Raw genomic sequence first — 24,808 nt, forward strand, 5'->3', positions numbered from 1 at the left:
TGTGGTGCGGCTTACGGCCTAGTACCAGCTGTTGGCCTGCCAGAACGACCAGGCACCACAGGGGCTGCCGTAGCGGTCGTTCATGTAGTTCAGGCCCCACTTGATCTGGGTGGCCGGGTTCGTCTGCCAGTCGGCTCCGGCCGAGGCCATCTTGGAGCCGGGCAGCGCCTGCACGAGGCCGTAGGCGCCCGAGCCGGCATTGGTGGCCTTGTAGTTCCAGCCGGACTCATGGTCCACGATGTTGCTGAAGCACTGGAACTGGTCGCTCGCCATCATCTGGCGGGCCATGGCCTGCGTCTCGGCGATGGTGTAGGAGCTCTTGCCCACGAGGTCGCCGAGGTCGGCGCGGGAGGAGGAGCGGGTTGCAGCCTGCTCCTTCTTCTCGCGCGCTTCGGCTTCCTTCTTGGCCTTGGCCTCTTCCGCGGCGTCCTTCTTGTTCTGCGCGGTCTCAGCTGCGGCCTTACGGGCCGACTCCTGGGCAGACTTGAGCGCTGCCGCATCCGCCTGGGTGGACTGGTCGTCCGCCTGACGCGTCAGGGAATCCGTCTGCACCTGGGCCTGTGCGCCCGCGGGGATGTCAGCGATCGTCGCATCGGCAGCGGCCGCCTCGGTGTTGCCGACCGAGGTGGACTCATTGCCTGTGGCGACACCGGCGATGGCGCCGACAGTGGTGACCGCGGTGGCGGAGGCCACGGCGAATCCCCGGACCGAGATCCGGCTCACACGTTTTCCTTCCAGCATCGCCCGCATAGGTGACCTCGCGGACGCAATCGTGCCCCTGGCGCTGGTCTCCCCTTGTTCCGGGCCCGGTTGAACGGGGCGGGTCCGGCTGGTCACGGGAGGCACTGGCCCGGTACGTCCCCCTCGGGGGCCGCGTGGTGCTCGGGCGGCATACGGCTGTTCGCTATGAAGTTCGAGTTCGTTCCACACCGCTGGGGGTGTTGATGCTGCCGTATGCGGGGCCTGACAGGACCCAGACTCTGCCCGAACGGCCCGCCGGGAAGCAATTCCCCGCTGGGTGTGAAAGCTCACACCTCGTTTACGCCGCACGATTTTCGGATATCCACTCGCAGCGCAACGCCGCCCGGCTAAGCTCCTTTGCTTCGCCGGGCGGCGTCGTCTTCACAACCGGTCAGATCCGGCCGTCCTCCAGCATTTCGGTCACCAGCGCCGCGATCGGCGAGCGCTCCGAGCGGTTCAGCGTGACGTGCGCGAACAGCGGGTGGCCCTTCAGCTTCTCGACGACCGCGACCACGCCGTCATACCGCCCCACCCGGAGGTTGTCGCGCTGGGCGACGTCATGTGTCAGCACCACGCGCGAGTTGGCGCCGATACGGGACAGAACCGTCAAAAGGACGTTTCGTTCCAGCGACTGGGCCTCGTCCACGATGACGAAGGCGTCGTGCAGCGAGCGGCCACGGATATGGGTCAGCGGCAGGACCTCCAACATGCCGCGCCCCACCACCTCTTCGATGACGTCCTTGCTGGTCACCGCGGACAGCGTGTCGAAGACGGCCTGCGCCCAGGGGCTCATCTTCTCCGCCTCGCTGCCCGGCAGATAGCCCAGCTCCTGGCCGCCGACGGCGTACAGCGGGCGGAACACCATCACCTTGCGGTGCTGCCGCCGCTCCAATACGGCCTCCAGACCCGCGCACAGCGCCAGCGCCGACTTGCCCGTGCCGGCCCGCCCGCCCATCGAGACGATGCCGACGTCCGGGTCGAGCAGGAGATCCAGCGCGATCCGCTGTTCGGCGCTGCGGCCGTGGATACCGAAGGCCTCCCGGTCGCCCCGCACCAGCCGGATCGCGCCGTCCGCGGTGACCCGGCCGAGCGCCTTGCCGCGCTCGGACTGGAGCACAAGTCCGGTATGTACCGGAAGTTCGGCGACTTCCGGGACATGGGTGGTCTCGGCGGCGAAGAGGTCGTCGACCTGCTCGGCGGAGATGGTCAGCTCGGCCATCCCCGTCCAGCCGGAGTCGGTGATCGCCAGCTCGGCGCGGTACTCCTCGGCCAGCAGCCCGACCGAGGACGCCTTGATCCGCAGCGGCAGGTCCTTGGAGACGACGGTGACGTCGTACCCCTCGGCCTGGAGGTTGCGCGCCACCGCGAGGATCCGCGAGTCGTTGTCGCCGAGCCGGAAGCCCGCGGGCAGGATGCCGGGGTCGGAGTGGTTCAGCTCGACCCGGAGTGTCCCGCCGAGATCCCCGATGGGGATGGGCGAGTCCAGCCGCCCGTACTGCACCCGGTACTCGTCCAGCAGGCGGAGCGCCTGCCGGGCGAAGTAGCCGAGCTCGGGGTGGTGCCTCTTGGCCTCCAGCTCGGTGACCACCACGACCGGCAGCACGACCTCGTGCTCGTCGAAGCGGGCCATGGCGCCTGGGTCTGCCAGCAGGACACTGGTGTCGAGGACATAAGTACGCCGGTCGTTCTCACGGCGCTGCTTGATGTTCACCACGGGTGGACGAACCCCCTCGGATGAGGTTGGGGTGCGACGGCGTCGCGGGGCGGTGTTCTCCCGGGGCCACCGCTGTCCCAGCCGTTGCTGGACGGCGTCCCCGGGACCCCCGGCCATCTCGTGACCGGACCGGGCTCGGGCCACAGTGCGCGGGCCGAGCGCCGGCCCTCCGCGTCGACCGTGCGGTGCACACGGATCTCCGTGATGTGCAAAGGGCCTCCCGGGCGGACGACCCCGTGCCGTCCGCTGAGATGCGGCGCCTGATGGCTTGTTCCTGACGCCGACCTGGAAGGGATATTCCCTCGAACCCCCGTCGGCATGCCACGGCATATGACGCACGGACGATGAACCTTGAGTGACGCGTGAGCGCCGAGCGGCAGCGCCATTCGGGTGAGCCCCGAGGGGAAGATGCGTCAAAAGAGGCCCCACCGGCGGGTCATGGAGCCGGTGGGGCCTGGTGACGTCCCGTGACACCAGGGATGTCAGGGGACGTCAGATGACGCGGTGGGCGTGAAGGGTGTCACGCACTGAGGGGTATCAGCGTCCCGGAAGCCGGGCGGCCGGAAAACGGGCGCGGCTAGAAGCCGTAACGCCGGTGCCGGGCGGCGTAGTCGCGCAGGGCGCGCAGGAAGTCGACCTTCCGGAACGCCGGCCAGAAGACCTCGCAGAAGTAGTACTCCGAATGGGCGCTCTGCCACAGCATGAAGCCCGACAGCCGCTGCTCGCCGCTCGTGCGGATCACCAGGTCCGGGTCGGGCTGGCCGCGGGTGTAGAGGTGCTCGGAGATCAGGTCGATGTCGACGATCTCGGCGAGCTGCTCGAAGGAGGTGCCGCGCTCGGCGTGTTCCAGCAGCAGCGAGCGCACCGCGTCGGCGATCTCCTGGCGGCCGCCGTAGCCGATCGCGACATTCACCAGCAGACCGGGGTTCTCGCTGGTGGCCTGCTCGGACTCCTTGAGCACCTGCTGGGTGGCGGAGGGCAGCAGATCACGGTTGCCGACGTGGTGGACCCGCCAGCGGCCGTCGGCGGCCAGGCCGCGGACGGTGTTCTCGATGATGCCCAGCAGCGGCTTCAGCTCGGCCTCGGGCCGGTCGAGATTGTCGGTCGACAGCAGCCACAGCGTGACCACCTCGACATCGGTCTCCTCGCACCAGCCGAGCAGCTCGCTGATTTTGTCCGCACCGGCCTGATGGCCCTGCTCGGTCGTCCGCCCGTCGGCCCGCGCCCAGCGCCGGTTGCCGTCCAGGATGACGCCGATGTGCTTGGGCACCTGGGTGTGATCCAGGCGACCCTCCACCCTGCGCGCGTACAGCCGATAGACCAGATTGCGCAGTGCAGGCGGATAAGGGATGCGCATCCCGGAAGATCGCAGCATGTGTGGTCCAGCCCCTCCGTGCCAATGGCGGTCGCCCCGTCGCCTCAAGTGGGCAACTTTACTTCTCGGCTGTCTCGACAGCCCAATCAGGTAGGTCACAAGTACGTGATAGGGAGATGAGCATGACTGGCACCGACTACCGCGCGGCGGAATCCCGCTACGACTCGATGAAGTACCGGCGAACGGGTCGCAGCGGACTCAAACTCCCCGCTATCTCCCTTGGACTGTGGCACAACTTCGGTGACGACCGCACCCTGAGCTCCCAGCGCGCCATCCTGCGCCGCGCCTTCGACCTGGGCGTCACCCACTTCGATCTGGCCAACAACTACGGTCCGCCGCCCGGGTCCGCCGAGCTCAACTTCGGAAAGATCTTTGCACAGGACTTCCGCGGCTACCGCGACGAGATGATTCTGTCGACGAAGGCCGGATATCTGATGCACCCCGGCCCCTACGGCGAATGGGGTTCGCGGAAATATCTCCTCTCGTCGCTGGATGCCTCGCTGAAGCGGATGGGCGTCGATTACGTCGATATCTTCTACTCGCACCGCTTCGATCCGGACACCCCGCTCGAGGAGACGATGGGCGCGCTGGCGTCCGCCGTCCAGCAGGGTAAGGCCCTGTATGCCGGAATTTCCTCCTACAGCGCCGAGCAGACGCGGGACGCCGCCGGCATTCTGCGCGCGATGGGCGTCCCGGCGCTGATCCACCAGCCCTCGTACTCGATGATCAACCGCTGGACCGAGGACGATCAGCTGCTGGACACCCTGGAGGCGGAGGGCATGGGCTGCATCTCTTTTGCGCCACTGGCACAGGGCCTGCTCACCGACAAATACCTGCAGGGCATCCCCGAGGGCTCGCGCGCCGCCCAGGGCAAGTCGCTGGACCCGGATCTGCTGTCCGACGAGGTCGTCCGCCGGCTCCGGGGCCTCAACGACATCGCCGCCCGCCGCGGCCAGTCGCTGGCCCAGCTCGCCCTGCGCTGGGTGCTGCGCGACGACCGGATGACCTCCGCCCTGATCGGCGCCAGCAGCGTCGCCCAGCTGGAGGCCAATATCGCCGCGCTCGACGCCCCGGCGATCACGGAAGACGAGCTGGCCGAGATCGAGGAGTTCGCCCGGACCACGGACGGCGTGAACATCTGGGCCCGGCGGTAGGCACTCCGCGGGAGCTGTCGAGCGGTGCCGCCGGAGGTCCGTGACGGCGCCGTGACCTGCGCTGCCGGTGCGCCCACAAAAAGCGGGCCGGTCCGTGGGGGGGATACGGACCGGCCCGAGGGGGGGTTTCCACCATAACCCCGCCGGAGGGGTGCTGGGTGCACCGGCGCGCGCCGCGGCGTGGCTCGTGCGCGGCGGGGCGCGCCGGGAGGCCCGGAACCGCGGGGGTCAGGACGCCCCGGCGGCGCCCGGAAGCAGCCCGCAGAACGCCCCGATGATCATGAAGGGGCCCAGCGGCATGACCGTTTTCCGCGCTTCGGGCCGGACCAGCAGCAGCCCCGCGGCGTAGAGCCCGCCGAGCAGCACGCCCGCCGCGCCGCCCACGACGAGGGTCTGCCGGCCGTACCACCCGAGGGCGATCCCCAGCCCGACCGCGAGCTTGACGTCGCCGAGGCCGATGCCGCGCGGGTTCACGAGATAGAGGACGAGGTAGCAGCCGCCCAGGAGGAGGCCGCCCAGCAGGGCCCGCCACCACCCCCCGGTCTCCCCCGTGAGCCCGCCGGTGAGTCCCAGCAGCGCCGCCGGCGCCACGGCGAGCGCCAGCGTCAGCACGTCCGGGAGGCGCCGGGCCCGCCAGTCGACGGCGGCCAGCAGCACCGCGACCGGCGCCATCGCCAGCCAGGCGACGAGTTCCGGCCGTGGCCCGGTCGCCGCCGCCAGGGCAGCGCAGACCAGCGCGGTGACCGCCGCCGTCGGCAGCGCCCCCGGCCCGTACGCCCCGCAGGACGGGCAGCGCCCCGGTCCCAGCCAGCCCCGGGCCGGGCCGGTGATCGCATGGCCGCCGGGACAGACCGCGCGCCACTCCTCCTCGGGCTCCACGGTCATCCGGTGCACGGGCCGCGGTATGAGCAGCCCGGCCGCGGCCCCGTATGCGGCGGCGAGCATCATCGGCATCAGTGACACGCGTCGACCCTAGAGCGCTTCTCCGTCCGGTGCCGGTCCGTCGGGCAAGGGCGGGGGCGGAAGCTGATAGAACGCTCTGTATGGCGCGTTGGGAGAACGGTCCGGGGGTCCTGCACGGGGTGGGGGACGGTGTTCCGGTGGAGATCGCGGCGTCGTACCGCGCCCGTGCGCGCGGCCTGTTGGGCCGTGACGGCGTCGCGGGGGCGCTGCTGCTCACCCCGGCGAGCGGGGTGCACACCTTCCGGATGCGGTTCGCGATCGATGTCGCCTATCTGAGCCGGGACTTCACGGTGCTGGCCGTACGCACGATGCGCCCCGGGCGGCTGGGGCTGCCCCGTCTGCGCGCCCGGCACGTCCTGGAGGCGGAGGCCGGTGCGATGGCGCGCTGGGGACTGCGGCCCGGAGTGCGGCTGGGCATCGAACCCCGGCGCTGACGACGGCTCACGCACCGGGCTCGGCCGGTACCAAGTTGCCGCCGGGCGGCGGGGGATGGTCCTATGCGCGACATGAACGCGACACCTCCACCCGCGCACCTGCCGCCGGGCCCCGGACGTCCGGCGGGCCCCGCGTATCCCGTTCCGCAGGCGCACCGGGGGCCGGCTTTGGGCATCGTCGGCAATCCGTGGCTGCGGCTGCTGGCGGTCACGCTCGACACGGTGCTCGCCGGCACCGTGCTGTTCCTGGTCACCGTGGGCATCGGGGTGTTCGTCACCCTCGGCGGCAGCAGGGACAACTCCCCCTTCTACCTCGCCGTCGTGGTGGCCCTGGCGCTGCTCTTCCTCTACTCGCCGCTGATGACGGCCCGTTGCGGCGGTACGCCGGGCAAGCTGTTGTGCGGACTGCGTGTCGTACGGCTCGCCGACGGGCGCCCGCTCTCCTACGGGAACGCCCTGGGGCGGCATCTGGCGCATCTGGGGATGCGGCTGGTGCCGGTGCTCTGTCTGCTGGACCCGCTGGCCTGCCTCTGGGACCCGACACTCCGCAGGTGTCTGCACGACAAGGCGGCGGGCACCCTGGTCATCCGCCGCAGCGGGCGGCCGGTCCCGGCGGCCCCGCCGCCGGCGCCGGTCACGAGGCCCGCGGGAAGCTGACCTCGACCCGGCGGTTCTTCTTGCGGCCTTCCTCGGTGCCGTTGTCGGCGATCGGGTACTGCTCGCCGTAGCCGCGGATCTGGAAACTCACGGACGAGCCGAGGTCCTTGGCCAGCTCCTGCTGGACGGCGTTGGCGCGCTTCTTGGACAGCACCAGGCCGTGGCCCGCCGAGCCCAGGTTGTCGGTGAAGCCGAAGACCCGCAGGCTGGTGGCGTTCTGCTTCTTGATCTCGTCCGCGATGGTGTCGATCCGGGACAGCGCGTCCGGCGACAGCTTGGCGCTGTCCTTGCCGAAGAGGACCTCGGCCTGGAGCGCGAAGGTCACATTGTCGTTGGTGTCCTGGCGGCGCTCGGAGCCGTCGTCGGCCTCCACGATCGACTTGATGTTGAGGACCTTGGACGGGGCGAGCTTGGCGCCCTGGACCATCCGCAGATCGGGGTCGCTGGGGTCGATGTGCACCGGGGGGCTGGAGTTCTCGGTGACGCCCGGTGGGTCGGCATGGGCGACGGGGGCCGTCAGCGCCGCGGTGAGCAGCAGCGCGACGGCGGCGGTGGCGGCGCTGCGGGGCGCCCGGCGCGTACGGCGGCCTGGGAGCATCTGGGTCGCGGTCATCGGTGCCCGCTCAGTCCGTGATCCGCACGCTGGCCGGCGGCAGGGTCGGCAGCTGGAAGTCGACCTCGGTCACCTTGGCCGGCGGCGCCGGGAACTGCGCGAAAATCGGGCGGCTGGCGCCCGGCATCAGCCCGCTCAGGCCGGTCGTGCACAGGCATTCGCCGTTGGTGTCGCGGAGCACCAGATACCGCTTCTTGCCCGCCTTGTCGACGAGGGTCGCGCCGGAGAGGGAGGAACGGGACCGCAGCTCGGTCTCGTTGGAGCGCCAGTCGATGGCGTTGAAGGCGCGGGTGCCGCGGTTGGTGACCGTGCCGTTGACGGTGACGAAGCCACCGGAGTCGCGGACCACGGAGTGCAGGGTGACCACCACGCCGTCCGGCCCCTTCATCTCACCGATCACCTTGTCGGAGTCGGCCGCCGGACTGCCGGGGCCGCTGTCCTTGGGAGCGGAGCTGCGGGCCGGCGGCTTGTCGCCGTCCGACGACTTCGCACCGCCGCCGTCGCCACCACCACAGCCGGCCACGACGAGCGCAAGGCCGACAGCGCTCGCCAGGGCGACCGCTCCCCTGGCGGCCTTCGTGGTGCGCCGAATGCTCATGGGATGCGCTTCCTTTGATCGTCGTCGGGTCGTCGAGCGGGGTGGTCGGGGGCGGGAGTCAATGGGCGAGGCGTACGGAGAACAGGTCGGCGGCGTCGGGCAGTTCGGTGAGGTGGCGGGGGTCGAGCTTCCAGCGCTTGCCGTCGCAGGTGAGGTTGACGGGGGCGTCGTCGTCCTTGCCGCCCTTGCCGCCGTCGCCCTCCTTGCCGCCCTTGTCGTCCGTACCGCCGGTGTCGTCGTCCGAGGCGGGGTCGAGGGTGCAGCGGGAGCCGACGACGGACGTGGCCTCGGCCGACGCATGCTTGGTGCTGGTGGTCGGGATGACCGAGTCCCCGACGGGGTCGTTGGTGATGACCTCGACGGCGAACGAGGTGGGCCAGGAGTCGGGGGTGCAGCCGGAGCCGGAGAGCCTGGCGTCGTTCCGTCCGGCGAACCAGCCCGCGCTCTCGCAGGCCGCTCCGGAGTCGATGCCGCGCCCGTTCAGCAGCTCCTCCCAGGCCGTCGGATCGGTCCGGTAGCTGCCGTCGCGGAGGCCGTCGAGCACGCCCTTGCGCAGCAGTTCACGGTACTTCTGGCCGGCGGCGAGCGCGGCCGCGTCGGCGGCGGTCTGCGCACCGTTACGGGTGGCCGCCGCCTGTCCGACGGCGAAGAAGGCGAGCGCGAGGAAGAGCAGGCCCCCGACCGCGACGATGTAGAGCGGGAAGGCCTGCCCTGCGTCGCGCCGGCGGCGGGTAGGCGTGACCGGCACGGTGACGACGGTGCGGGCTAAATGCCGACGACGTCGGAGATCTTGTTGGCGATGGCGTTCGCGATCTGGCTGCCGAAGTCCGTGGTCGACAGGACCAGGACGATCGCCACGACCACCGCGATGATGCCGAGGTACTCGATCGAGGTCTGTCCCCGGTCGTTCCCCAAAACCCGCTTCGCCATCGTCTTCCCCTCCATGGGCGGCCGGACCGCTCTGGTCCGGCTGGTCTGTCCCCGTGGTGTCGGCGCGTTCGGCCGCGCTCACGACACGAGAAAAGTACGCCGGAACAGCGTGCCCGGAACAGGGATTCCCTACCCAATCCTCTTTCGGGAACCCGGATGGCAGGCACAGCGTCGCATTTCGGCCACTCAGCCGCACTCTACCCACCCCCGTTCCCCCTCCGGGGCCGCGCCCCGTTCCGTCACCCATGCAGACCGGACAATCCCTCCGCACCATAGTGGGAGTGCAACCGTCCGCCCACCCACTGTGACACAACTCGTTGCTGTTGCGAAGGAGTTGCCGGGAAGCCGGGCCGGCGGCGTACGCATCCGGCCGGGTACGGGGCCGCCCCCGCGTGCGGTGCGGCGCCGCGCGCGGCCGTTCGTCCGAAGATGTGCATCCGCAAGCACGGCCCGCGCCGCCGCCCGCCGTGGCGGGTGTCGGCGCTGGCGGCGGAGGGGAACGGGGCGGGCGGTGCGCGGTAAGCGGCCGGCGCGGGTCCGGGCGGCCCGGTCCCGCGGTCCCGGACGGCCGCGGGCGGGGCCGGCGCCGGGCTCCGTGACGCGGGTCACCTGCCCATCAACGAGCCGAAGTTGGTGCCCGAGCCGAGGAAGAAACCGGCGATGAGCAGGATCATCGTGGCCGGAACCATAAAGGTGGTGACGACCATGGTGGCCTTGGGTACCGCGCGGGCGGCCCGGCGCCGGGCGTTCTGGGCGTCGGTGCGGCGCATGTCGTCGGCGATCTGGATCAGCGTCTCGACGATCGGCGAGCCCAGCTCCTCGCCCTGCTGGAGGGCGGTGACGAACTGCGCGACCTGTTCGGAGTCATTGCGTTTGCGCAGTTCCTCGAAGGCCGCCCGGCGGCTGACGCCCATGTCCATCTGCCGCAGCGTGATCCGGAGTTCATCGGCCCAGGGCCCCTCGTACTTCTCCGCGACCCGGTCCAGGGCCTGGCGGAAGCCCAGACCGGCGCTGACCACCACGGCCAGCACATCCAGAAAGTCCGGAAGGGTGCGCTCGATGGTGTCCCTGCGCTGCCGGATGGCGGCCCAGATGCCGACCTCGGTCCAGAAGAGGCCGAAGAACACCATCAGCACGCCGAGCAGCGGCTGACCGCGCAGGAACATCACCAGCGCGCCGAAGAAGCCGAGGGCACCATAGACGGCGCGCCGGGCCGCGTACCGGTCGACGGTCAGCCCGCCCGGATTGCCCGCCAGATCGATCCGCCGGCGGACCCGGGCGGTGCGCTTGCCGCCCATCAGCCGCAGCACCAGCGGCGCGTACCGCATCCCCGCGCGGTCCACCGCCGAGCCGACGGCCGTGGTGCGGGTCGCGCCGACCTCCAGGGACAGCGCCAGGTCGGGCGGCAGCCGGGCCTCGCGCCGGTAGAGCGCGACACCGCAGCAGACACCGGCGACCGAGAGGGCGAAGGCGAGGGCCAGCAGGATTCCGAGTGCCATGTCACCGATACCTAGACGTCGATCTTGGAGAGCCGGCGGATGAAGAAGAACCCGAGCCCGTAGAGCGCGAAGGCCACGACCACCGCCAGCTGGCCGAGGAAGGAGGAGGTCATCCGGTCGATGGCGCCCGGCGCGATGCGGTTCATCAGCAGCAGCGTGCCGATGCCGAGCAGCGGGACGACATAGGCGGTGACCACGACCTGGGAGAGCTGGGTGCGGACCTCCCGGCGGGTCTCCTTGCGCTCCTCCAGGGTCTTGGTGAGGTTGCGCAGCGAGCCGACGACGGTGCCGCCGGCGCGGTTGGCCAGCACCAGCGTGGTGACCAGGACGACGAGTTCGCGCGACGGCAGGCGTTCGGCCAGCTCGCCGAGCGCCTCGTCGATGGAGTGGCCGACGGAGAGCTTGTCGGAGACCTTGGCCAGCTCCTCACCGGCCGGTGCCTCCAGCTCCTCGGCGGCCATGCCCAGCGCGGTCCGCAGCGCCAGTCCGGCCTGGGTGGCGTTGGCGAGGATGCGGGAGAGTTCGGGCAGCTGGTTGATGAACTTCTCGATGCGCTTCTGCCGCTGCCAGTTGAGGAAGGCGAACGCCGCCCAGATGGCGACCAGCGCGGCGATGGGTCCGAAGAACGGGGCCAGGGTGGCCTGCGCGAGCAGCCACAGCACGAGGACCGTGCCGAGCATGTAGACGAGGAACTCGCCGGGGGTGACGTCCAGGCCGGTGGCGGTCAGCCGGAGTTCGAGGCGGCGGCCGAGGCGGGTGCCGCGCAGCGCCCGGTCGACGGACGGGAAGCGCCGCCGCCGTCCGGTCACCGGCAGCCCCGGCTCGTCGGCCAGCCGGTCGACGATGGCCTGCCGCTGGGCGCGCCCGGCCGCGAACGTCCGGACGCCGGCGATCGCGAGCAGCCCGCAGAGCAGCGTGGCACCGATGGCGAGCAGGGCGAGGGGGTTCCCGCCGGTCATGAGTGGGCCTTCCGGGTGGCGAGTTGGTCGTCGTGGGTGGCGACGCCGAAGGCGGGCGGGGTGGGCTCGCTCGCCATGAAGAGGCGTTCCGCCACCCGGCGGGGCAGCGGGAAGTAGCGGAACCGGCCGTGCACGATGCGGTCGGCACCCATCGGTTCGGCGTCGAAGCGGCAGACCGTGGCGATCCGGTAGTCCTCGTGGCCGCGCGAGTCGAGGATGGCGATCTCGCTGATCCGGCGGGAGCCGTCGGCGTGCCGGGTGAGCTGGACGAGGCAGTCGACGGCGCTGTTGATCTGGTCCCGCAGCGCCTCGAAGGGGATCTTGACGTCGGACATGGAGGCCAGCGTCTGGAGCCGCATCAACGCGTCCTCGGCGCTGTTGGCGTGCACGGTGGCCAGCGAGCCGTCGTGGCCGGTCGACATCGCCTGGAGCATGTCGAGGGTCTCGCCGCCGCGCACCTCGCCGACGATGATCCGGTCGGGCCGCATCCGCAGGGAGTTGCGGACCAGGTCGCGGATGGTGATCCGGCCCTTGCCCTCGACGTTGGGCGGCCGGGACTCCAGCCGGATGACGTGCGACTGCTGGAGCTGGAGTTCGGCGGCGTCCTCGACGGTGATGATCCGCTCGCCGTCCGGGATCAGGCCGGAGAGGGCGTTGAGGAGGGTGGTCTTGCCCGCGCCCGTGGCCCCGGAGACCACCACGTTGAACTTGGCCCGCACCAGCCCCGCCAGCAGCATCAGCATCTGCTCGTCGAGCGTGCCCATGCCGATGAGTTCGGCGAGGGTGTAGGCGCGCGGGAAGCGGCGGATGGTGAGGGTGGCGCCGTTCAGGGCGAGCGGCGGGATGATCACGTTGACGCGTTCGCCGGACGGCAGCCGGGCGTCGACCATCGGATTGGACTCGTCGACCCGGCGGTTGACGGTGGAGACGATCCGCTCGATGGTCTGCATCAGCTGCTCGTGCGAGGCGAAGCGGACGGGCAGCAGCTCGACCCGGCCGGCTCGCTCGACGTACACCTGGTCCGGGCCGTTGACCATGATCTCGGTGATCGAGGCGTCCTCCAGCAGCGGCTCCAGTACGCCGAGGCCGAGTGCCTCGTCCACCACACGGCGGATGAGCTGGGCGCGTTCGGCGGTGGAGAGCACCGGGCCCTCGCGGCTGATGATGTGCCCCAGCACGCGTTCCAGCCGTGAGCGGCGCTCGGCCGCGGCCAGCGAGGACATCTCGGCGAGGTCGATCTCTTCGAGCAGCTTGGCGCGGTAGACGGCGACCATATGGCTGTCCTCGCGCGCCTCACCGGCGGGCTCGGGTGCGACGATCCGGGCTTTCAGGCTCATCGCGGGAGTGCTCCTTCGTACGTGGCCGCGGCGCGCAGGCCCAGCGCGCCTGGTTCCTGCGGGCGGGGCATGGTGGCGGTGCGGCTCGCGGTGCCGAAGTCGTCGACGCCGGGGACGATCGAGGGGATCCGGACACGGGCGGTCGCGGTCACCGCGTCGCCTCCGCCGCCCACCGAGACGGTCGCGCCCTTCGCGACCCAGCTGCTCATCGCCGCCCGGCCGGCGGCCTGCGGGTCGGCTTCCCGGTCGGCCTCGTCCATCGAGGCGGTACGGGCCGCGGCGCGCGCTCCGGTCCCGGCCTGCTGGACGGCGTAGGCGGCCAGGCCGAGCTGGACCACGGCGAGCCCGACGATCAGCAGGACCGGCAGGAAGCCGAGGAATTCGATGGAGGCCTGGCCCCGGTCGCGGCCGTGGCCGCGCAGCCGGGCGGGCAGGCGCAGCCGGGCGGACAGACGCAGCCGGGCGGGCCGACGCGGGGCGCTCATCCGGTGTCCTCCTTCGCTGCGCCGGCCGAGCCGGTGACGTGCCACGGGTAGTTGCCCGCGCCGGGGAAGAGCACCGGGACCTTGATCCGGACGGTGGCCCTCCACAGGCCCGCCTCCATTCCGCAGGAGGTCGAGGCGCCCGCGCGCCAGGAACTGGGCAGCTGCTTCTCGGCGGCGGTGCGGCAGGCGCCCGCGCCGCCGCCCTCGGTGGCGGTGGCGGCCCGCGCGCCGCGGTCGGCGGAGTGCGCGGCCAGCGAGAAGGTGTAGCCGACCAGCACCAACTGCCAGAGCAGGGCGAGGACCAGCAGGATCAGCGGAAGCATCCCCATGAACTCCACGGCCACCTGCCCCCGGTCGTCGCCGCCCCGCGGGCGCCGGGGATGCGCCGCCCGCCGCACCGCTCAGCCCTCCCCGTACGGGCCGGACGGGTCGAACGCCCCCTGGCCGCCCGCCGCCGCGGGGCCGCGCCGGGCGCCGAACCGGGAGCCGGAGCCCGGGCCCGCCCCGGAGGCCGCCCCTGATGCCTGGCCCGGAATTCCCCCGGATGCGGGAGCCGCCCCGGGCGTTATGGCCTTGCGCTTGCGCCCGGTCAGGGTGGGGCGGGCCCGGTGGCTGCCGCGGCCCTGCCGTACGGACGGCGAGTCGACCAGGCCGAGTTCGCCGGCCAGCGCGCACAACGCCTGCTTGACCGTGGACCGGTTGTCCAGATCCTGCATCCGGCCCGCGTCGACACAGGGCTGGAGCTCCTTGAACGCGGCCGGCACATGGGTCCGGGCGACCTGGGTGCCGGTGGCCTTGGCGACCAGCGGCGGCTGGATCTCGGTGTTGCGGGTGAGGCGGTTGACCACCGTCGTGGTGTCCTCCGCCTTCCGGATCTGCAGCCGGTCCCACAGCCGGACCTGCCGCTTGGCGGCCCGTACGGCGACCACGTCCGGGGTGGCCACCAGCAGCGCCAGATCGGCGAGTTCGACGGCCGCGGCATTGGCGGACTGCATCTGGGAGCCGCAGTCGACCAGCACCACTTCGTAGCGGGAGCGCAGCGCGCCGATGATCTGCCGGGCGGCCCGGTCGTCGACCTCCTCACCGCGCTCCCCCTCCTCGGGGGCCAGCAGCAGGCCGAGGCCGGTGTGGTGGTCGTGCACCGCGTCCTGGAGAACCCGTACGGAGATGTCCTGAATGCCCGCCAGGTCGACGACCGAGCGGCGGAACTGCACGTCCAGATAGGAGGCCACGTCGCCGGACTGGAGATCCAGGTCGACCAGCGCGACGCTGCGGCCCGCGGCCCGCGCCGCCAGCGCCAGCTGCACCGCGGTGACGGTGGTGCCGACCCCGCCCTTGGCGCCGGTCACGGTCACCAGCGTGCCGGCCGGCCCCGGGGCCGTCTCCGGGCCGCCCCCTAGGTGAACCCGTACGCCCGTCGCCCACTGGGCGGCGGACTGCACCCGGGCGGCCAACTCGTCGTAGCCGAGCGGCATTCCAACGATGCCGCGGGCGCCGGCGTCCATCGCCGCGGAGAACAGCGCGGGCCCGGCGTCCGTGGTGATCAGCACGACGCCGACCGCGGGGAAGCGCAGCGCCACCTCACGGATCAGCTCCAGCGCCGGTGTCGGCCCGATCCGCTCGTGCACGAGCACGACCTCGGGGAGCGCTTCCACGGCGGGCGGCTGGCCCGCGGCGGGCGGGGCACCCCCGGCCGGCGCGGCGGCCCCCTGGGCGGCGGCGCCGGCCAGCGCGTGGAGCAGCGCCGCGGAGTCGGCGACCGCGGGCGCGGGTTCGGCGTCCGGCAGCTGGCTGAGCAGCGAGGACACGGCGCGTGCGGCGTCCGGGTCACCGATGGCCGGGAGGATGCGGATGGTCACCTGAGGCTCCGGGTCACTTGTCGCCGTCGAGGGTGTAGCTGCGCTGGCCGGGCGGGATGGCGGTCTCGCTGCCGGGGGCCAGCAGGGCTAGCCGTACGTGGGAGGCGAACGACTCGGCGTACGCGACCCGTTGGGCGTCCTGGGTGTTCAGCGCGAAGGTGATCGGGACGGCCTCACCGGCCTGCCGGGCGGCGGTGGTGTCGCCGGGGTCCTTGGCCTCCAGCGGCGTCAGCTTGCCGACGTCGATGACCTGGGCGCCCGCGACGATGACCTTGGAGACCGGCTTGTCCTCGGGGCGCTTGCCCTCGAAAGTGGCGTAGATGTTCACCCGGGCACCGGGGTTGATCTTGCCGGCCACCCCGGTGGCGGCGTCGATCATGATGGCGATCTCCTGCTGCCCGGCCTTCAGCGCGGGCCGCTCGACGATCATGTCGTCCTGGAGCAGCGACCCCTTCTTCAGCGGGGTCACCGCGATCTTGCCGCTGACCTGGTCCAGATCGGTCACGGCGGTCGGCGGCAGCCATCGCTGCGGCATCTGCACCTTTTCGAACTGCCCGGGATTCAGCTCCTTATAGGCCGCGACATCGGATTTGAGCCGGTAGGCCGTCTTCTCCGGGCCGACCTTGGACTCGACGTTCTTGATCACCGACAGCACGCCGACGAACGCGCCGACCGCACAGAGAACCGACAGGAGCAGCAGGATCACTCCGCGGCGCTGGCGTGAGTTCATGGGGGAGGGACCTCGATCGGGACGGGGAGGAGGGGCGGGCGGTCAGGGTGTGGACGGTGACGGGTGGGTGGTCGGGGACGCCTTCGGGTGGGACCGTCCGCGGGCGGACGACGGGGACGGCGGCCGGTGGGGCGGGGCCGGGGCGGCCCGGTCGGGCTCAGCGCACGCGGGCCACCGTCCGCGGGGTGCCGGGAACGTCCGGGCGACCGGAGAGATCCGGCTGACCGGCGGCATCGGGGTGGGCTGCGAAGTCGGGGTGGCCGGGCAGGTCCCACTGGCCGGGCGCGTGGGGGGTGTCGGACGCGTAGGGGTTACCCGGCACCGGCCGCCCGGACCCGTACGGGTTGCCCGGTACCGGCAGACCGCCCGCCGTGAGATCCGGTCCGCGTACGTCCAGGTGCCCGGGTTCACCACGACCGGCGGGGCGGCCGCCCCATACGCCCACCACACCGGGTGCGACGGGGGCACCGGCCCCGCCCGACGGCGCCAGCGGCGAGAACGCGCGGTCCTCCCATGGGGAGGGGGGCTGAGCGGCCGGGGGCGGGGAGAGGGCGGGGGTGGCGGAGGCATTGGGCGCGGGGGTGTTCGGCGCAGGGGTGGGGGACGCTGACGGTGGCGGGGCCTGGGCGGGTGACGGGGCAGGGGCCGCGGGAACGGCCGAGGCCGGGGGGACAGCCGAGGCCGGAGCAGCCGGAGCCGGAGCAGCCAGAGCCGGAGCGGCACCGGAAGAGGACCCAGGAGCCTCGGTCAAAGCCGTAGCAGCGCCCCCCACCTGCCGGAATGACGCCCCGCCTATGGCCGCCGGCCCACGCCCCGGGCCGCCACCCCCCGTCGCCCGTCCCCTGGCCAGCGGCGACGCGCAGAACGCACAGCGTTCGCCGAGGACTTCCCGGCCGCACCAGCCGCACTCCTCACGGCGTACGGAGGCCACCAGCTGCTGGAGAACCGCCACATCCGGGATGGCCGCCGCGAACTCGATGAGCTTCTGCGTGCCCCACCAGCGGGCGGACTCGGCGGGCAGCCGGGCCTCGTACACGCCCTGCACCTGCCAGGCCGGGGCGAGCGCACCGGTCACCCACTCCGAGGTGAGCTGACCGCGGGCGACCGCCAGCTGGGTGGCGAATCCGGGCGCCGGCAGTCCGGCCTCGGTGCTGTGCCGCTCCAGATGCAGCAACTGCGGCTGGGGATGGGCCAGCACCGCGAAGTGCGCGCCCGGCAGCCAGGACTTCATATGGGCCCGCAGATCGACCTCGACCCGGTCCAGGCCGCTGACACTGCCCAGCAGGGCACCGGCGTGGATGTAGTGGGTCAGCAGCCGGGCCGCGCTGGCCAGGACACCGGGGCTGAAGTCGCACAACGACAACTGCCGCAGCTGACGGGCCAGTAAAGCGACCCCCAGCGGCGGCAGGGACAGCGGCACGATCGCGATCCGGTCGCTCTCCAGGACGGCGCGCAGGGTGTGCAACCGGCGGATGTGTTCCGGCGGGCAGGCGGCGGAGTACAGCACGATGAGATGGCCGTGGTGTTCCAGTACCGCGCTGGTCTCCGTCAGGGCGTCGTCCAGCGGTTGGAGATGCGGCGCCTGGAGGACGACGGCGGCGGGGGTCTGCCGGTTGAAGGGGGCACCGCCCTGCTCGAACGGAGTTGAGAGCTCGGGGGAGGGCAGCGCGAGGTCCGGGCTGGTGACTGCAATCGCGGTCGGCACGTCGCTCCCCCACTCCCTCCGGCCGCCGGGGGTCCCGGGACCGCGGATCGGCACAGCTCTGCGCCATCGGCGCCATTCGCTCAGCACTTTATCCACAGAGATACGTCCCAGAGAACACGTTCTGGGCTACTCGTCATGACCATCACCCCGCAGGGAAATGGCGGATACCGGCCAAGGGTCCCGTAGGGGAACATCCGCCCCTGCCCGGACTCTTGACAGAGCTATTGGTCTGGACCACGTTGTGTACGGCACACCCCGGGCCCCTGAACACGCATCCGCACACCCCCAACTTCCCCCCACTCGGAGGCAGTCGTGGTTCGCGCACGATCAGGAAGACCGAAGACCGGGACGACGTCCGGACGATGGAGCAGGGGGGCGGTGAGCCTGCCGGCCGGACTCACCGCGGCGGTCCTGGCGTCGGCCGGTCTCACCGGCACGGGCACCGCCCAGGCGTCGCAGACATCACAGCCGTCGCAGGCCTCGCGGTCGACGCAGGCATCACAGCCGACCCAGCCGCCGCCCGTGAAGCACCCCGCACCCACCATTGGGGCCACCGCCATCCCCCGCCACGCCCTCACCGGCTACTGGCAGAACTTCGACAACGGCGCCACCGTGCAGAAACTCAAGGACGTCGACGACGCCTACGACATCATCGCGGTCTCGTTCGCCGAGGCCACCGGGCAGCCCGGCGCCGTCGCCTTCCGGCTCGACCCGGCCGTCGGCTATGCCTCCACCGACGCATTCAAGGCAGATATCAAGGCGAAGCAGGCGGCCGGCAAGTCGGTGATCCTCTCCGTCGGCGGCGAGCGGGGCGCGGTGTCCGTCAACGACGCCGCCTCCGCGAAGAACTTCGCCGACTCGGTCAGCGGCCTGATGGACGAGTACGGCTTCAACGGCGTCGACATCGACCTGGAGAACGGCCTCAACTCGGCCTATATGACGCAGGCGCTCAAGGCCGTGCACGAACGGCACGCCGATGTCGTGGTGACCATGGCCCCGCAGACCATCGATATGCAGTCACCGCAGAACGAGTACTTCAAGACGGCGCTCGGCATCAAGGACTTCCTGACCGCGGTCAACATGCAGTACTACAACAGCGGTTCGATGAACGGCTGCGACGGCAAGGTCTACGCCCAGGGCACGGTCGAGTTCCTGACCGCGCTCGCCTGTATCCAGCTGGCGGGCGGGCTCGCCCCGTCCCAGGTGGGGATCGGGGTGCCGGCCTCCGCCCGTGCGGCCGGCGGCGGTTATGCCGCCCCGTCCGTCGTCAACGCCGCCCTGGACTGCCTCACCCGGGGCAGCAACTGCGGCTCCTTCAAGCCCGCCAAGACCTACCCGGGGCTGCGTGGCGCGATGACCTGGTCCACCAACTGGGACGCGGCCAACGGCAACGCCTTCGCGACCCAGGTGGGCGGCCACGTCCACGGCCTCCCGTAGCACCGCCCCGCCCGCACCACGTGACCGCGCCCCAGGTCCCGCGCACCGCGTGCACGGGACCTGGGGCGCGGCTCCTGCCTCAGCTCAGTGGCGGGTGGCCTTCGGCTTCGGCAGCACACAGCCCTCGGCGTTCAGGTCCAGCTTGTTGCCGTCGCCGAAGCACTTGGGTATCTGGTACGTCTCCTGGGCGTAGCCGATGCCCTTGTGCACCGTGGTCTTGCCGTCCTTGTCCACCTCACAGGGGTTGTTGAGGGTGCACTCCTCGCCGCTCTCGTTGCTGGTGTTGTTGACGGCCGTGACCTTGCCGGTCGCGGTGTCGACCACCGGCGAGCCGGACGTACCGCCGATGATCTGGCACTCCGGGGTGTAGCGGACCGAGTCCTTCCAGGTCCACTCGCCCTCCTTGAGCGTCGAGGCGAATCCGTCGATGCCGCAGGAGTAGATCTTCTTCCAGTAGCCGGAGACGATGCTGATCTTCGCGCCCTTGGCCGGGTGCTCGGTGGCCATCTCCAGCGGCTTGACCTTGTACTTCTTCTCGATCTCGGCATAGGTCGACCCGGTCTCGTAGAACGAGACATCGGTGTCGGTCATCGTGGCGTAGGCGAGCTTGGTGGCCTTGATCGTGCCCAGCTTGCCGGCCGACTTGTCCAGCAGGGTGAAGCTGCGGCTGGACGGCTTGTCGACGAGGACATCGCCGGCGCCGGGCATATCGCCTTCCACGCAGTGGCCGTTGGACATCACCAGTGCCGGGTCACCCGGCTTCGATCCGGGCATCCGGACGATCGAGCCGGAGCAGTTGTTCAGCGCGACACTGCCGGCGAAGTCCACCGCCTTGGTCTTGTGCCGGGCGGGGTGCTGGACGCCGTCCTGCGGCGCGGCGTGTGCCGTTCCGACGGTGCCCAGCAGGGTTGCGGCGCCCATGACGGCCGTGGCCAGGGTGCCGACGAGAGGTCGGTTCATGTGGGGGTCCTCTCAGCGTCTGTCACCGAAGTCCTTGCGGGGAACTTCGGCTTTGTCGTGCGCATTGTTGGCGACTCGACACCGCCTGGCAATCAATTTCCGCCCCTCGGGGCGAAGTTGAGGGATTCGCCACTTCCGGTGACCGATTCCCGCGCACCCCACAAATGACCGTCAAACCCCTTGTCCCGGCCATGACATCGTCCAAAACTGGCGCCGTCGCTTCGCCTCACACCCCACAGGAGACCGCATGCGACCACATCTCCGCGGCGGACGCACCACCGTCCTCGCCGCACTCCTCTCCCTCGCGCTCGCCGCCCCGATCGCCGCCGCCCAGGCGCAGGACGCCCCACCTCCGGGTTCCGCCGCGGGTGCCGCCCAAAGCACCGAAGTCCCCCGCCAGTACGAGGTGACCGGCCCCGCCACCCGCGCGGAGCGCACCGCCCTCGCCGCGACCGGCGTCAGCATCGACGAGGTCCACGCCCGCGCCGTCGTCATCACCGCGACCCGCGCCCAGGCCGCCGCCGTGCGCCAACTCGGCCACACCCTGCGCCGGTTGCCGGCCCCGCCGACCGCGGCCCCCTCCCCCCACAAGCCCCGCGGCAAGGACTTCCCGGCCGGCTACACGAACTACCACACCTACGACGAGGCCACGAAGGAGATCGACGCCCTCGTCGCCAAGTACCCGGACATCCTGAGCAAGCAGGTCATCGGCACCTCTCATGAGGGCCGCAACATGCTCGCCCTCAAACTCAGCAAGAACGTCACCAAGGACGAGAAGGAACCCGAGGTCCTCTTCACCGCCCACCAGCACGCCCGGGAACACCTCACGGTCGAGATGGCCCTCTACCTCCTCAACGAGTTCACCTCGAAGTACGGCAGCGACGCCCGCGTCACCAAGATGCTCGACTCCCGGGAGATCTGGATCATCCCGGATCTGAATCCGGACGGCGGCGAGTACGACATCGCCTCCGGCGACTTCCGCAGCTGGCGCAAGAACCGCCAGCCCAACACCGGAACCGACGAGGTCGGCACCGACCTCAACCGCAACTGGGACTTCAAGTGGGGCTGCTGCGACGGCTCGTCGACCGATCCGGCCGACGAGACCTACCGCGGCGCCTCGGCCGCCTCCGCCCCCGAGGTCCAGGCCGTCTCGAAGTTCGTCAAGAGCCGCAACGTCGGCGGCAAACAGCAGATCAAGGCCGCCATCGACTTCCACACCTACAGCGAACTGGTCCTCTGGCCCTTCGGCTTCACCAACGACGACACCGGCCCCGGCATGACCCAGGACGACCACGACGCCTTCGCCACCATCGGCAAGAACATGGCCGCCACCAACGGCTACACGCCCGAGCAGTCCAGCGACCTGTACATCACGGACGGCGCGATCGACGACTGGCTGTGGGGCGACCAGAAGATCTTCGCCTACACCTTTGAGATGTACCCGTCCTCCGCGGGCGCCGGCGGCTTCTACCCGAAGGATTCGGTGATCCCGAAGGAGACGTCACGGAACCGGGAAGCGGTGCTGCAGTTCCTGGAGATCGCCGACTGTCCGTACCGGGCGATCGGCAAGGAGGGGCAGTACTGCAAGGGGAGCTGACCGCCCGGCTATGAGAGAGGGGCGCCCGGCCCGGATCGAGGCTTCGGGTGCCCCTTTCGCGTGCACGGGGGCTACAGCAGATGGTCGGCCTTGCCCGCCTTGATGTCACGGATGAGTGTGCGGAGGGCGTCGTGGGTGTCGGTCACGTAGGCGTCCTCAGCCCCGGCTACGGCGATGTAGGCGTTGCCGTCTTCGTCAGTACCGAGACGGAAACACGCCGAGCCTTCGGCGCAGAACGGCTCTTCCCAGCGGATGTCTCGCATGGCGACTCTCCTAGAGCAGGTGGTCAGCCTTGCCGGCCTTTATCTCGCGGATGAGAGTGCGGAGGGCTTCGTGCGTGTCGGTGACGTACGCGTTCTCGGCACCTGCCACCGCGATGTAGGCGTTGCCCTGATCATCGGTGCCTATGCGGAAACAGTTGTTTCCTTCGCCGCAGTAGGGCTCTTCCCAGTTGATGTCTGTCATGCGACCTCCCTAGAGCAACATGCACGCAGCCGTGACCGTCTGCCCACACCCGCTCGACACCCGCACACCCCGCGTACCGGAAAACCTGGCCTACAGCCTCACGCTGCCCGCCGCGCTCGCGAGTCCCGCCGTCGCGCGCTCTGCCACCCGCACGATCCTGGAGGCGCACGGCCTGTACGACGTGACCGCCGCCGCGCCCCAGGTGATCGGCGAACTCGCCGCCTGCGCCTGCCTGTTCACGCCGTCCGACAGTGTCTACCTGTCGCTGCGCTATCGCGACGACGCGCTGCGCATCAGCCTCTACGACGGGCACCCCCGCCATACCCACCGCCGGCTCGCCGCGGCCTGCGACGGCAGGCGGCGGTCGCTGCTCCTGCTGCTGGCCTGTGTGATGCATGCCTGTGACGGTGAGTGGGGATTCGGGGAGTCGCCGGAGCCTGGCGACGGGACGCGGTTGTGGGCCGTGCTGCCGGGCGCCCGGCTCCGCCACGTACAGCGGGGCACCAGCGCTATACGAAGAGGCTGACCACCCCCGCCACCGCGAACCCCACCACCGACAGCACCGACTCCAGCACCGTCCACGACTTCAGGGTGTCCCGTTCCGAGATGCCGAAGTACTTGCTCACCATCCAGAAGCCCCCGTCGTTCACATGCGAGGCGAAGATCGACCCCGCCGAGATCGCCATGATGATCAGGGCCAGATGGGCCTGCGGCATGCCCTGGCCCTCCACGAGGGGGACGACGATGCCGGCCGTGGTGACGATGGCGACCGTGGCCGAGCCCTGGGCCACGCGGAGGACGAGGGAGAGGAGGTAGGCGAGGACGATGACGGGGAGGCCGACGTGGTGGAAGGTGTCGGAGAGGGCGGTGGCGACGCCGCTGCCCTTGAGGACGGCGCCGAAGACGCCGCCGGCGCCGACGACCAGGATGATGTTGCCGACCGGCTTGAGCGAGGCGGTGGAGACCGTCTCCAGGGACTTGCGGGACCAGCCGCGGCGGAGGCCCAGCAGGTAGTACGAGAGCAGCAGGGCGAGCGTCAGGGCGACGAAGGGGTGGCCGAAGAACTCGATCACCGAGCGGCCGGGCGAGGGGGCCAGGGCGATGGAGGAGAAGGTCGCCAGGAGGATGAGGAGCAGCGGGGTGCCGATGATGGTGAGGACGGTGGCGAGGGAGACCGGCTTCTCGTCGGACGCGGCGCCCAGGGAGACCGGCGCCTCGTCGGACGTGTCGCCGGCCGCGGCCTTCTCCGCGGTGACCGCCGCCTTGGCCTCGTCCGCCGCATCGACCATGTCCTGGGGGACGGGGACGAAGAGCCGCCTGCCGATCCAGGTCGCGTAGCCCCAGGCGGCGAGCACCGCGGGGATGCCGCAGACCAGGCCCATGAGGATGATCCAGCCCAGGTCGACCGTGAAGAGGCCGGCGGCGGCGACCGGGCCGGGGTGCGGCGGCAGGAAGGCGTGGGTCATGGACAGGCCGGCGAGGAGCGGCATGCAGTAGAGGAGGATCGACTTGCCGGACCTCTTCGCCGCCGCGTAGACGATCGGAGCGAGGACGAAGATGCCGACGTCGAAGAAGACCGGTATGCCGAAGATCAGGCCGGTCAGGCCCATGGCGAGGGGTTCGCGCCGTTCGCCGAAGAGGTGACGCAGCCGGGAGCTCAACACCTCGGCGCCGCCGGAGACTTCGAGGATCGCGCCGAGCATGGTGCCCAGTCCGATGATGATGGCGACGTGTCCGAGGACGCCGCCCATCCCGGTCTCGATCAGCGAGACGGCGTCGGACTTCTGGACCGTGCCGAAGAGTTCGGTGACCGAGAGCCCGGCGGCCAGGCCCACCGCGAGGGAGACGGTCAACAGCGCCACGAACGGCTGCAACCGGACCTTGATGATCAGGACGAGGAGCAGGGCGATACCCAGGACGGCGACCGTCAGCAGGCCCGCGGTGCCCGGTATCAGGGCGAGCAGGCCACCGGTGGGGAGTGGCGCCGGTGGAGCGGGGGCGGCGGTCGTGGCAGCGAGGTGCATGGGTGAACTCCGTTGGCAGACAGCGGCTTTCCGGGCAGGGGGGACCGCGGCAGGGCGCCCCGTCGGTGCGGGGTGCCCTGCCGTGCGGCGGATGGTGCGGACGTTCTAACGGCACAGTGGTCGGCTCACCAGTCGGATCACTAACGGCACAGCGGGCGGCTCAGCTCAGGACGGCGAGGGCGTCGATCTCGATGAGGAGGCCCTGGGGCAGACCGACGTAGACGGTGGTGCGGGCGGCGGGGGCCTCCTTGAGGCCCTGCTCCTCGAAGTAGGCGTTGTAGATCTCGTTCATCTCGGCGAAGTGCGCCACATCGGTGAGGTAGACGCGGATCATCATCGCGTCGTCCCAACTGGCGCCTCCCTCTTCGAGGACGGCCTTGACGTTGGCGAGGGTCTGGAGGGTCTGTTCGCGCAGGGTGGGGCCGGCCGGGGTGGGGGCCTGGCCCTCGACCGCGGGCAGGAAGCCGACCTGGCCCGCGACCTGGAGGACGTTGCCCTTCCTGACGCCGTGGGAGAACCTCGCGGGCGGGGTGGTGTGGGTGGCCGGGGTGAGCGCGGTCTTCTCGGTCATG

Annotated in this window: 27 protein-coding genes; 6 read left to right on the plus strand and 21 right to left on the minus strand. The window is 70.9% G+C overall.

From position 1 onward, the window contains the following. Positions 1 to 18: 18 nt before the first annotated feature. The 3 genes from ACFW5B_RS20640 to ACFW5B_RS20650 form a co-directional block, all read right to left on the minus strand. Complete coding sequence (locus tag ACFW5B_RS20640) at positions 19 to 723, minus strand: transglycosylase SLT domain-containing protein (RefSeq protein WP_386441299.1); 705 nt, start codon at positions 721 to 723, stop codon at positions 19 to 21. A gap of 409 nt (positions 724 to 1,132) precedes the next feature. Beyond that, on the minus strand, positions 1,133 to 2,455 hold the full coding sequence (locus ACFW5B_RS20645; protein ID WP_386441301.1) for a PhoH family protein: 1,323 nt from the start codon (positions 2,453 to 2,455) through the stop codon (positions 1,133 to 1,135). A gap of 577 nt (positions 2,456 to 3,032) precedes the next feature. Continuing rightward, positions 3,033 to 3,812, minus strand: a complete 780-nt coding sequence (locus tag ACFW5B_RS20650; RefSeq protein WP_386441501.1) for an isoprenyl transferase — start codon at positions 3,810 to 3,812, stop codon at positions 3,033 to 3,035. A 140-nt stretch (positions 3,813 to 3,952) separates the two neighbouring features. Between ACFW5B_RS20650 and mgrA the strand changes: the two genes are divergently transcribed. Next, the gene (gene mgrA, locus ACFW5B_RS20655; protein WP_386441304.1) at positions 3,953 to 4,984 is read left to right on the plus strand and encodes an L-glyceraldehyde 3-phosphate reductase; all 1,032 of its coding nucleotides are present in this window, start codon (positions 3,953 to 3,955) and stop codon (positions 4,982 to 4,984) included. Positions 4,985 to 5,212: 228 nt separating this feature from the next. On the opposite strand, the gene ACFW5B_RS20660 is transcribed toward mgrA, so the two are convergent. Then, a complete protein-coding gene (locus ACFW5B_RS20660; protein ID WP_386441504.1) occupies positions 5,213 to 5,938 on the minus strand; it encodes a prepilin peptidase in 726 nt (241 codons plus the stop codon). Positions 5,939 to 6,027: 89 nt separating this feature from the next. Between ACFW5B_RS20660 and ACFW5B_RS20665 the strand changes: the two genes are divergently transcribed. After that, positions 6,028 to 6,381 carry a DUF192 domain-containing protein gene (locus ACFW5B_RS20665; protein WP_386441306.1) on the plus strand — a complete coding sequence of 118 codons (354 nt, stop codon included), beginning with the start codon at positions 6,028 to 6,030 and terminating at the stop codon, positions 6,379 to 6,381. Between the two features lie 72 nt (positions 6,382 to 6,453). Further along, complete coding sequence (locus ACFW5B_RS20670; protein WP_386441309.1) at positions 6,454 to 7,038, plus strand: RDD family protein; 585 nt, start codon at positions 6,454 to 6,456, stop codon at positions 7,036 to 7,038. Here ACFW5B_RS20670 and ACFW5B_RS20675 read toward each other — a convergent pair. From ACFW5B_RS20675 to ACFW5B_RS20730, 12 genes are all read right to left on the minus strand, one after another. Next, the gene (locus ACFW5B_RS20675) at positions 7,016 to 7,651 is read right to left on the minus strand and encodes an OmpA family protein (RefSeq protein ID WP_386441312.1); all 636 of its coding nucleotides are present in this window, start codon (positions 7,649 to 7,651) and stop codon (positions 7,016 to 7,018) included. The two genes, ACFW5B_RS20670 and ACFW5B_RS20675, sit on opposite strands and share 23 nt — an antisense overlap. A gap of 10 nt (positions 7,652 to 7,661) precedes the next feature. Beyond that, positions 7,662 to 8,249, minus strand: coding sequence for a hypothetical protein (locus tag ACFW5B_RS20680; protein WP_386441314.1), 588 nt, complete (start codon positions 8,247 to 8,249; stop codon positions 7,662 to 7,664). Positions 8,250 to 8,307: 58 nt separating this feature from the next. Next, positions 8,308 to 8,997 (minus strand): pilus assembly protein TadG-related protein, encoded by a 690-nt coding sequence (locus tag ACFW5B_RS20685; RefSeq protein WP_386441316.1) that lies wholly within the window; start codon positions 8,995 to 8,997, stop codon positions 8,308 to 8,310. 17 nt (positions 8,998 to 9,014) lie between these two features. Next, positions 9,015 to 9,179, minus strand: coding sequence for a membrane protein (locus tag ACFW5B_RS20690; protein ID WP_033266190.1), 165 nt, complete (start codon positions 9,177 to 9,179; stop codon positions 9,015 to 9,017). 605 nt (positions 9,180 to 9,784) lie between these two features. Next, positions 9,785 to 10,678, minus strand: a complete 894-nt coding sequence (locus tag ACFW5B_RS20695; protein ID WP_386441319.1) for a DUF5936 domain-containing protein — start codon at positions 10,676 to 10,678, stop codon at positions 9,785 to 9,787. Between the two features lie 11 nt (positions 10,679 to 10,689). Next, positions 10,690 to 11,637 (minus strand): type II secretion system F family protein, encoded by a 948-nt coding sequence (locus tag ACFW5B_RS20700; protein WP_386441322.1) that lies wholly within the window; start codon positions 11,635 to 11,637, stop codon positions 10,690 to 10,692. Next, complete coding sequence (locus tag ACFW5B_RS20705) at positions 11,634 to 12,974, minus strand: CpaF family protein (RefSeq protein WP_386441325.1); 1,341 nt, start codon at positions 12,972 to 12,974, stop codon at positions 11,634 to 11,636. Before ACFW5B_RS20705 ends, ACFW5B_RS20700 begins: the two co-directional genes overlap by 4 nt. Next, the gene (locus ACFW5B_RS20710) at positions 12,971 to 13,459 is read right to left on the minus strand and encodes a TadE family protein (RefSeq protein ID WP_386441328.1); all 489 of its coding nucleotides are present in this window, start codon (positions 13,457 to 13,459) and stop codon (positions 12,971 to 12,973) included. Before ACFW5B_RS20710 ends, ACFW5B_RS20705 begins: the two co-directional genes overlap by 4 nt. After that, positions 13,456 to 13,788: a pilus assembly protein gene (locus ACFW5B_RS20715; protein ID WP_386441331.1), complete on the minus strand. Its 333-nt coding sequence runs from the start codon at positions 13,786 to 13,788 to the stop codon at positions 13,456 to 13,458. The genes ACFW5B_RS20710 and ACFW5B_RS20715 overlap by 4 nt, the downstream gene beginning before the upstream one ends. Before the next feature lie 72 nt (positions 13,789 to 13,860). Continuing rightward, the gene (locus tag ACFW5B_RS20720) at positions 13,861 to 15,318 is read right to left on the minus strand and encodes a CpaE family protein (protein ID WP_386441334.1); all 1,458 of its coding nucleotides are present in this window, start codon (positions 15,316 to 15,318) and stop codon (positions 13,861 to 13,863) included. A gap of 13 nt (positions 15,319 to 15,331) precedes the next feature. After that, on the minus strand, positions 15,332 to 16,048 hold the full coding sequence (cpaB, locus tag ACFW5B_RS20725; protein ID WP_386441337.1) for a Flp pilus assembly protein CpaB: 717 nt from the start codon (positions 16,046 to 16,048) through the stop codon (positions 15,332 to 15,334). A gap of 157 nt (positions 16,049 to 16,205) precedes the next feature. Continuing rightward, positions 16,206 to 17,753, minus strand: a complete 1,548-nt coding sequence (locus ACFW5B_RS20730) for a hypothetical protein (RefSeq protein ID WP_386441340.1) — start codon at positions 17,751 to 17,753, stop codon at positions 16,206 to 16,208. A gap of 378 nt (positions 17,754 to 18,131) precedes the next feature. Here ACFW5B_RS20730 and ACFW5B_RS20735 point away from each other — a divergent pair, with 378 nt between their 5' ends. Next, entirely contained in the window at positions 18,132 to 19,190 is a 1,059-nt protein-coding gene (locus ACFW5B_RS20735; protein WP_386441343.1) for a chitinase, read from the plus strand. A gap of 84 nt (positions 19,191 to 19,274) precedes the next feature. Here the strand turns inward: ACFW5B_RS20735 and ACFW5B_RS20740 are convergent, their stop codons facing one another. Further along, the gene (locus ACFW5B_RS20740) at positions 19,275 to 20,150 is read right to left on the minus strand and encodes a trypsin-like peptidase domain-containing protein (protein ID WP_386441346.1); all 876 of its coding nucleotides are present in this window, start codon (positions 20,148 to 20,150) and stop codon (positions 19,275 to 19,277) included. Between the two features lie 247 nt (positions 20,151 to 20,397). Here ACFW5B_RS20740 and ACFW5B_RS20745 point away from each other — a divergent pair, with 247 nt between their 5' ends. Then, a complete protein-coding gene (locus tag ACFW5B_RS20745; protein WP_386441349.1) occupies positions 20,398 to 21,747 on the plus strand; it encodes a M14 family metallopeptidase in 1,350 nt (449 codons plus the stop codon). A 71-nt stretch (positions 21,748 to 21,818) separates the two neighbouring features. Here the strand turns inward: ACFW5B_RS20745 and ACFW5B_RS20750 are convergent, their stop codons facing one another. Together ACFW5B_RS20750 and ACFW5B_RS20755 are read right to left on the minus strand one after the other, a co-directional pair. Beyond that, positions 21,819 to 22,010, minus strand: a complete 192-nt coding sequence (locus tag ACFW5B_RS20750; RefSeq protein WP_386441352.1) for a hypothetical protein — start codon at positions 22,008 to 22,010, stop codon at positions 21,819 to 21,821. Between the two features lie 10 nt (positions 22,011 to 22,020). Continuing rightward, positions 22,021 to 22,212, minus strand: a complete 192-nt coding sequence (locus ACFW5B_RS20755) for a hypothetical protein (protein ID WP_386441355.1) — start codon at positions 22,210 to 22,212, stop codon at positions 22,021 to 22,023. 19 nt (positions 22,213 to 22,231) lie between these two features. Here ACFW5B_RS20755 and ACFW5B_RS20760 point away from each other — a divergent pair, with 19 nt between their 5' ends. Continuing rightward, entirely contained in the window at positions 22,232 to 22,738 is a 507-nt protein-coding gene (locus ACFW5B_RS20760) for an ATP-binding protein (protein ID WP_386441358.1), read from the plus strand. Here the strand turns inward: ACFW5B_RS20760 and ACFW5B_RS20765 are convergent. After that, the gene (locus ACFW5B_RS20765) at positions 22,722 to 24,236 is read right to left on the minus strand and encodes a GntP family permease (protein WP_386441360.1); all 1,515 of its coding nucleotides are present in this window, start codon (positions 24,234 to 24,236) and stop codon (positions 22,722 to 22,724) included. The genes ACFW5B_RS20760 and ACFW5B_RS20765 overlap by 17 nt on opposite strands. Positions 24,237 to 24,396: 160 nt before the next feature. Next, complete coding sequence (locus ACFW5B_RS20770) at positions 24,397 to 24,807, minus strand: RidA family protein (RefSeq protein WP_386441362.1); 411 nt, start codon at positions 24,805 to 24,807, stop codon at positions 24,397 to 24,399. Position 24,808: the final 1 nt, after the last annotated feature.

The organism is Streptomyces sp. NPDC058773 (assembly GCF_042746015.1).
GTDB lineage: Bacteria > Actinomycetota > Actinomycetes > Streptomycetales > Streptomycetaceae > Streptomyces.

Bases quoted from the DNA above. Each gene is read 5' to 3' on its own strand.
- ACFW5B_RS20665 (WP_386441306.1), top strand. From the start codon at position 6,028: ATGGCGCGTTGGGAGAACGGTCCGGGGGTCCTGCACGGGGTGGGGGAC.
- ACFW5B_RS20675 (WP_386441312.1), bottom strand. From the start codon at position 7,651: ATGACCGCGACCCAGATGCTCCCAGGCCGCCGTACGCGCCGGGCGCCC.
- ACFW5B_RS20760 (WP_386441358.1), top strand. From the start codon at position 22,232: ATGCACGCAGCCGTGACCGTCTGCCCACACCCGCTCGACACCCGCACA.
- mgrA (WP_386441304.1), top strand. From the start codon at position 3,953: ATGACTGGCACCGACTACCGCGCGGCGGAATCCCGCTACGACTCGATG.
- ACFW5B_RS20690 (WP_033266190.1), bottom strand. From the start codon at position 9,179: ATGGCGAAGCGGGTTTTGGGGAACGACCGGGGACAGACCTCGATCGAG.
- ACFW5B_RS20650 (WP_386441501.1), bottom strand. From the start codon at position 3,812: ATGCGCATCCCTTATCCGCCTGCACTGCGCAATCTGGTCTATCGGCTG.
- ACFW5B_RS20705 (WP_386441325.1), bottom strand. From the start codon at position 12,974: ATGAGCCTGAAAGCCCGGATCGTCGCACCCGAGCCCGCCGGTGAGGCG.
- ACFW5B_RS20700 (WP_386441322.1), bottom strand. From the start codon at position 11,637: ATGACCGGCGGGAACCCCCTCGCCCTGCTCGCCATCGGTGCCACGCTG.
- ACFW5B_RS20710 (WP_386441328.1), bottom strand. From the start codon at position 13,459: ATGAGCGCCCCGCGTCGGCCCGCCCGGCTGCGTCTGTCCGCCCGGCTG.
- ACFW5B_RS20755 (WP_386441355.1), bottom strand. From the start codon at position 22,212: ATGACAGACATCAACTGGGAAGAGCCCTACTGCGGCGAAGGAAACAAC.
- ACFW5B_RS20680 (WP_386441314.1), bottom strand. From the start codon at position 8,249: ATGAGCATTCGGCGCACCACGAAGGCCGCCAGGGGAGCGGTCGCCCTG.
- ACFW5B_RS20715 (WP_386441331.1), bottom strand. From the start codon at position 13,788: ATGGGGATGCTTCCGCTGATCCTGCTGGTCCTCGCCCTGCTCTGGCAG.
- ACFW5B_RS20695 (WP_386441319.1), bottom strand. From the start codon at position 10,678: ATGGCACTCGGAATCCTGCTGGCCCTCGCCTTCGCCCTCTCGGTCGCC.
- ACFW5B_RS20765 (WP_386441360.1), bottom strand. From the start codon at position 24,236: ATGCACCTCGCTGCCACGACCGCCGCCCCCGCTCCACCGGCGCCACTC.
- ACFW5B_RS20745 (WP_386441349.1), top strand. From the start codon at position 20,398: ATGCGACCACATCTCCGCGGCGGACGCACCACCGTCCTCGCCGCACTC.
- ACFW5B_RS20660 (WP_386441504.1), bottom strand. From the start codon at position 5,938: ATGCCGATGATGCTCGCCGCCGCATACGGGGCCGCGGCCGGGCTGCTC.
- cpaB (WP_386441337.1), bottom strand. From the start codon at position 16,048: ATGAACTCACGCCAGCGCCGCGGAGTGATCCTGCTGCTCCTGTCGGTT.
- ACFW5B_RS20750 (WP_386441352.1), bottom strand. From the start codon at position 22,010: ATGCGAGACATCCGCTGGGAAGAGCCGTTCTGCGCCGAAGGCTCGGCG.
- ACFW5B_RS20770 (WP_386441362.1), bottom strand. From the start codon at position 24,807: ATGACCGAGAAGACCGCGCTCACCCCGGCCACCCACACCACCCCGCCC.
- ACFW5B_RS20670 (WP_386441309.1), top strand. From the start codon at position 6,454: ATGAACGCGACACCTCCACCCGCGCACCTGCCGCCGGGCCCCGGACGT.
- ACFW5B_RS20740 (WP_386441346.1), bottom strand. From the start codon at position 20,150: ATGAACCGACCTCTCGTCGGCACCCTGGCCACGGCCGTCATGGGCGCC.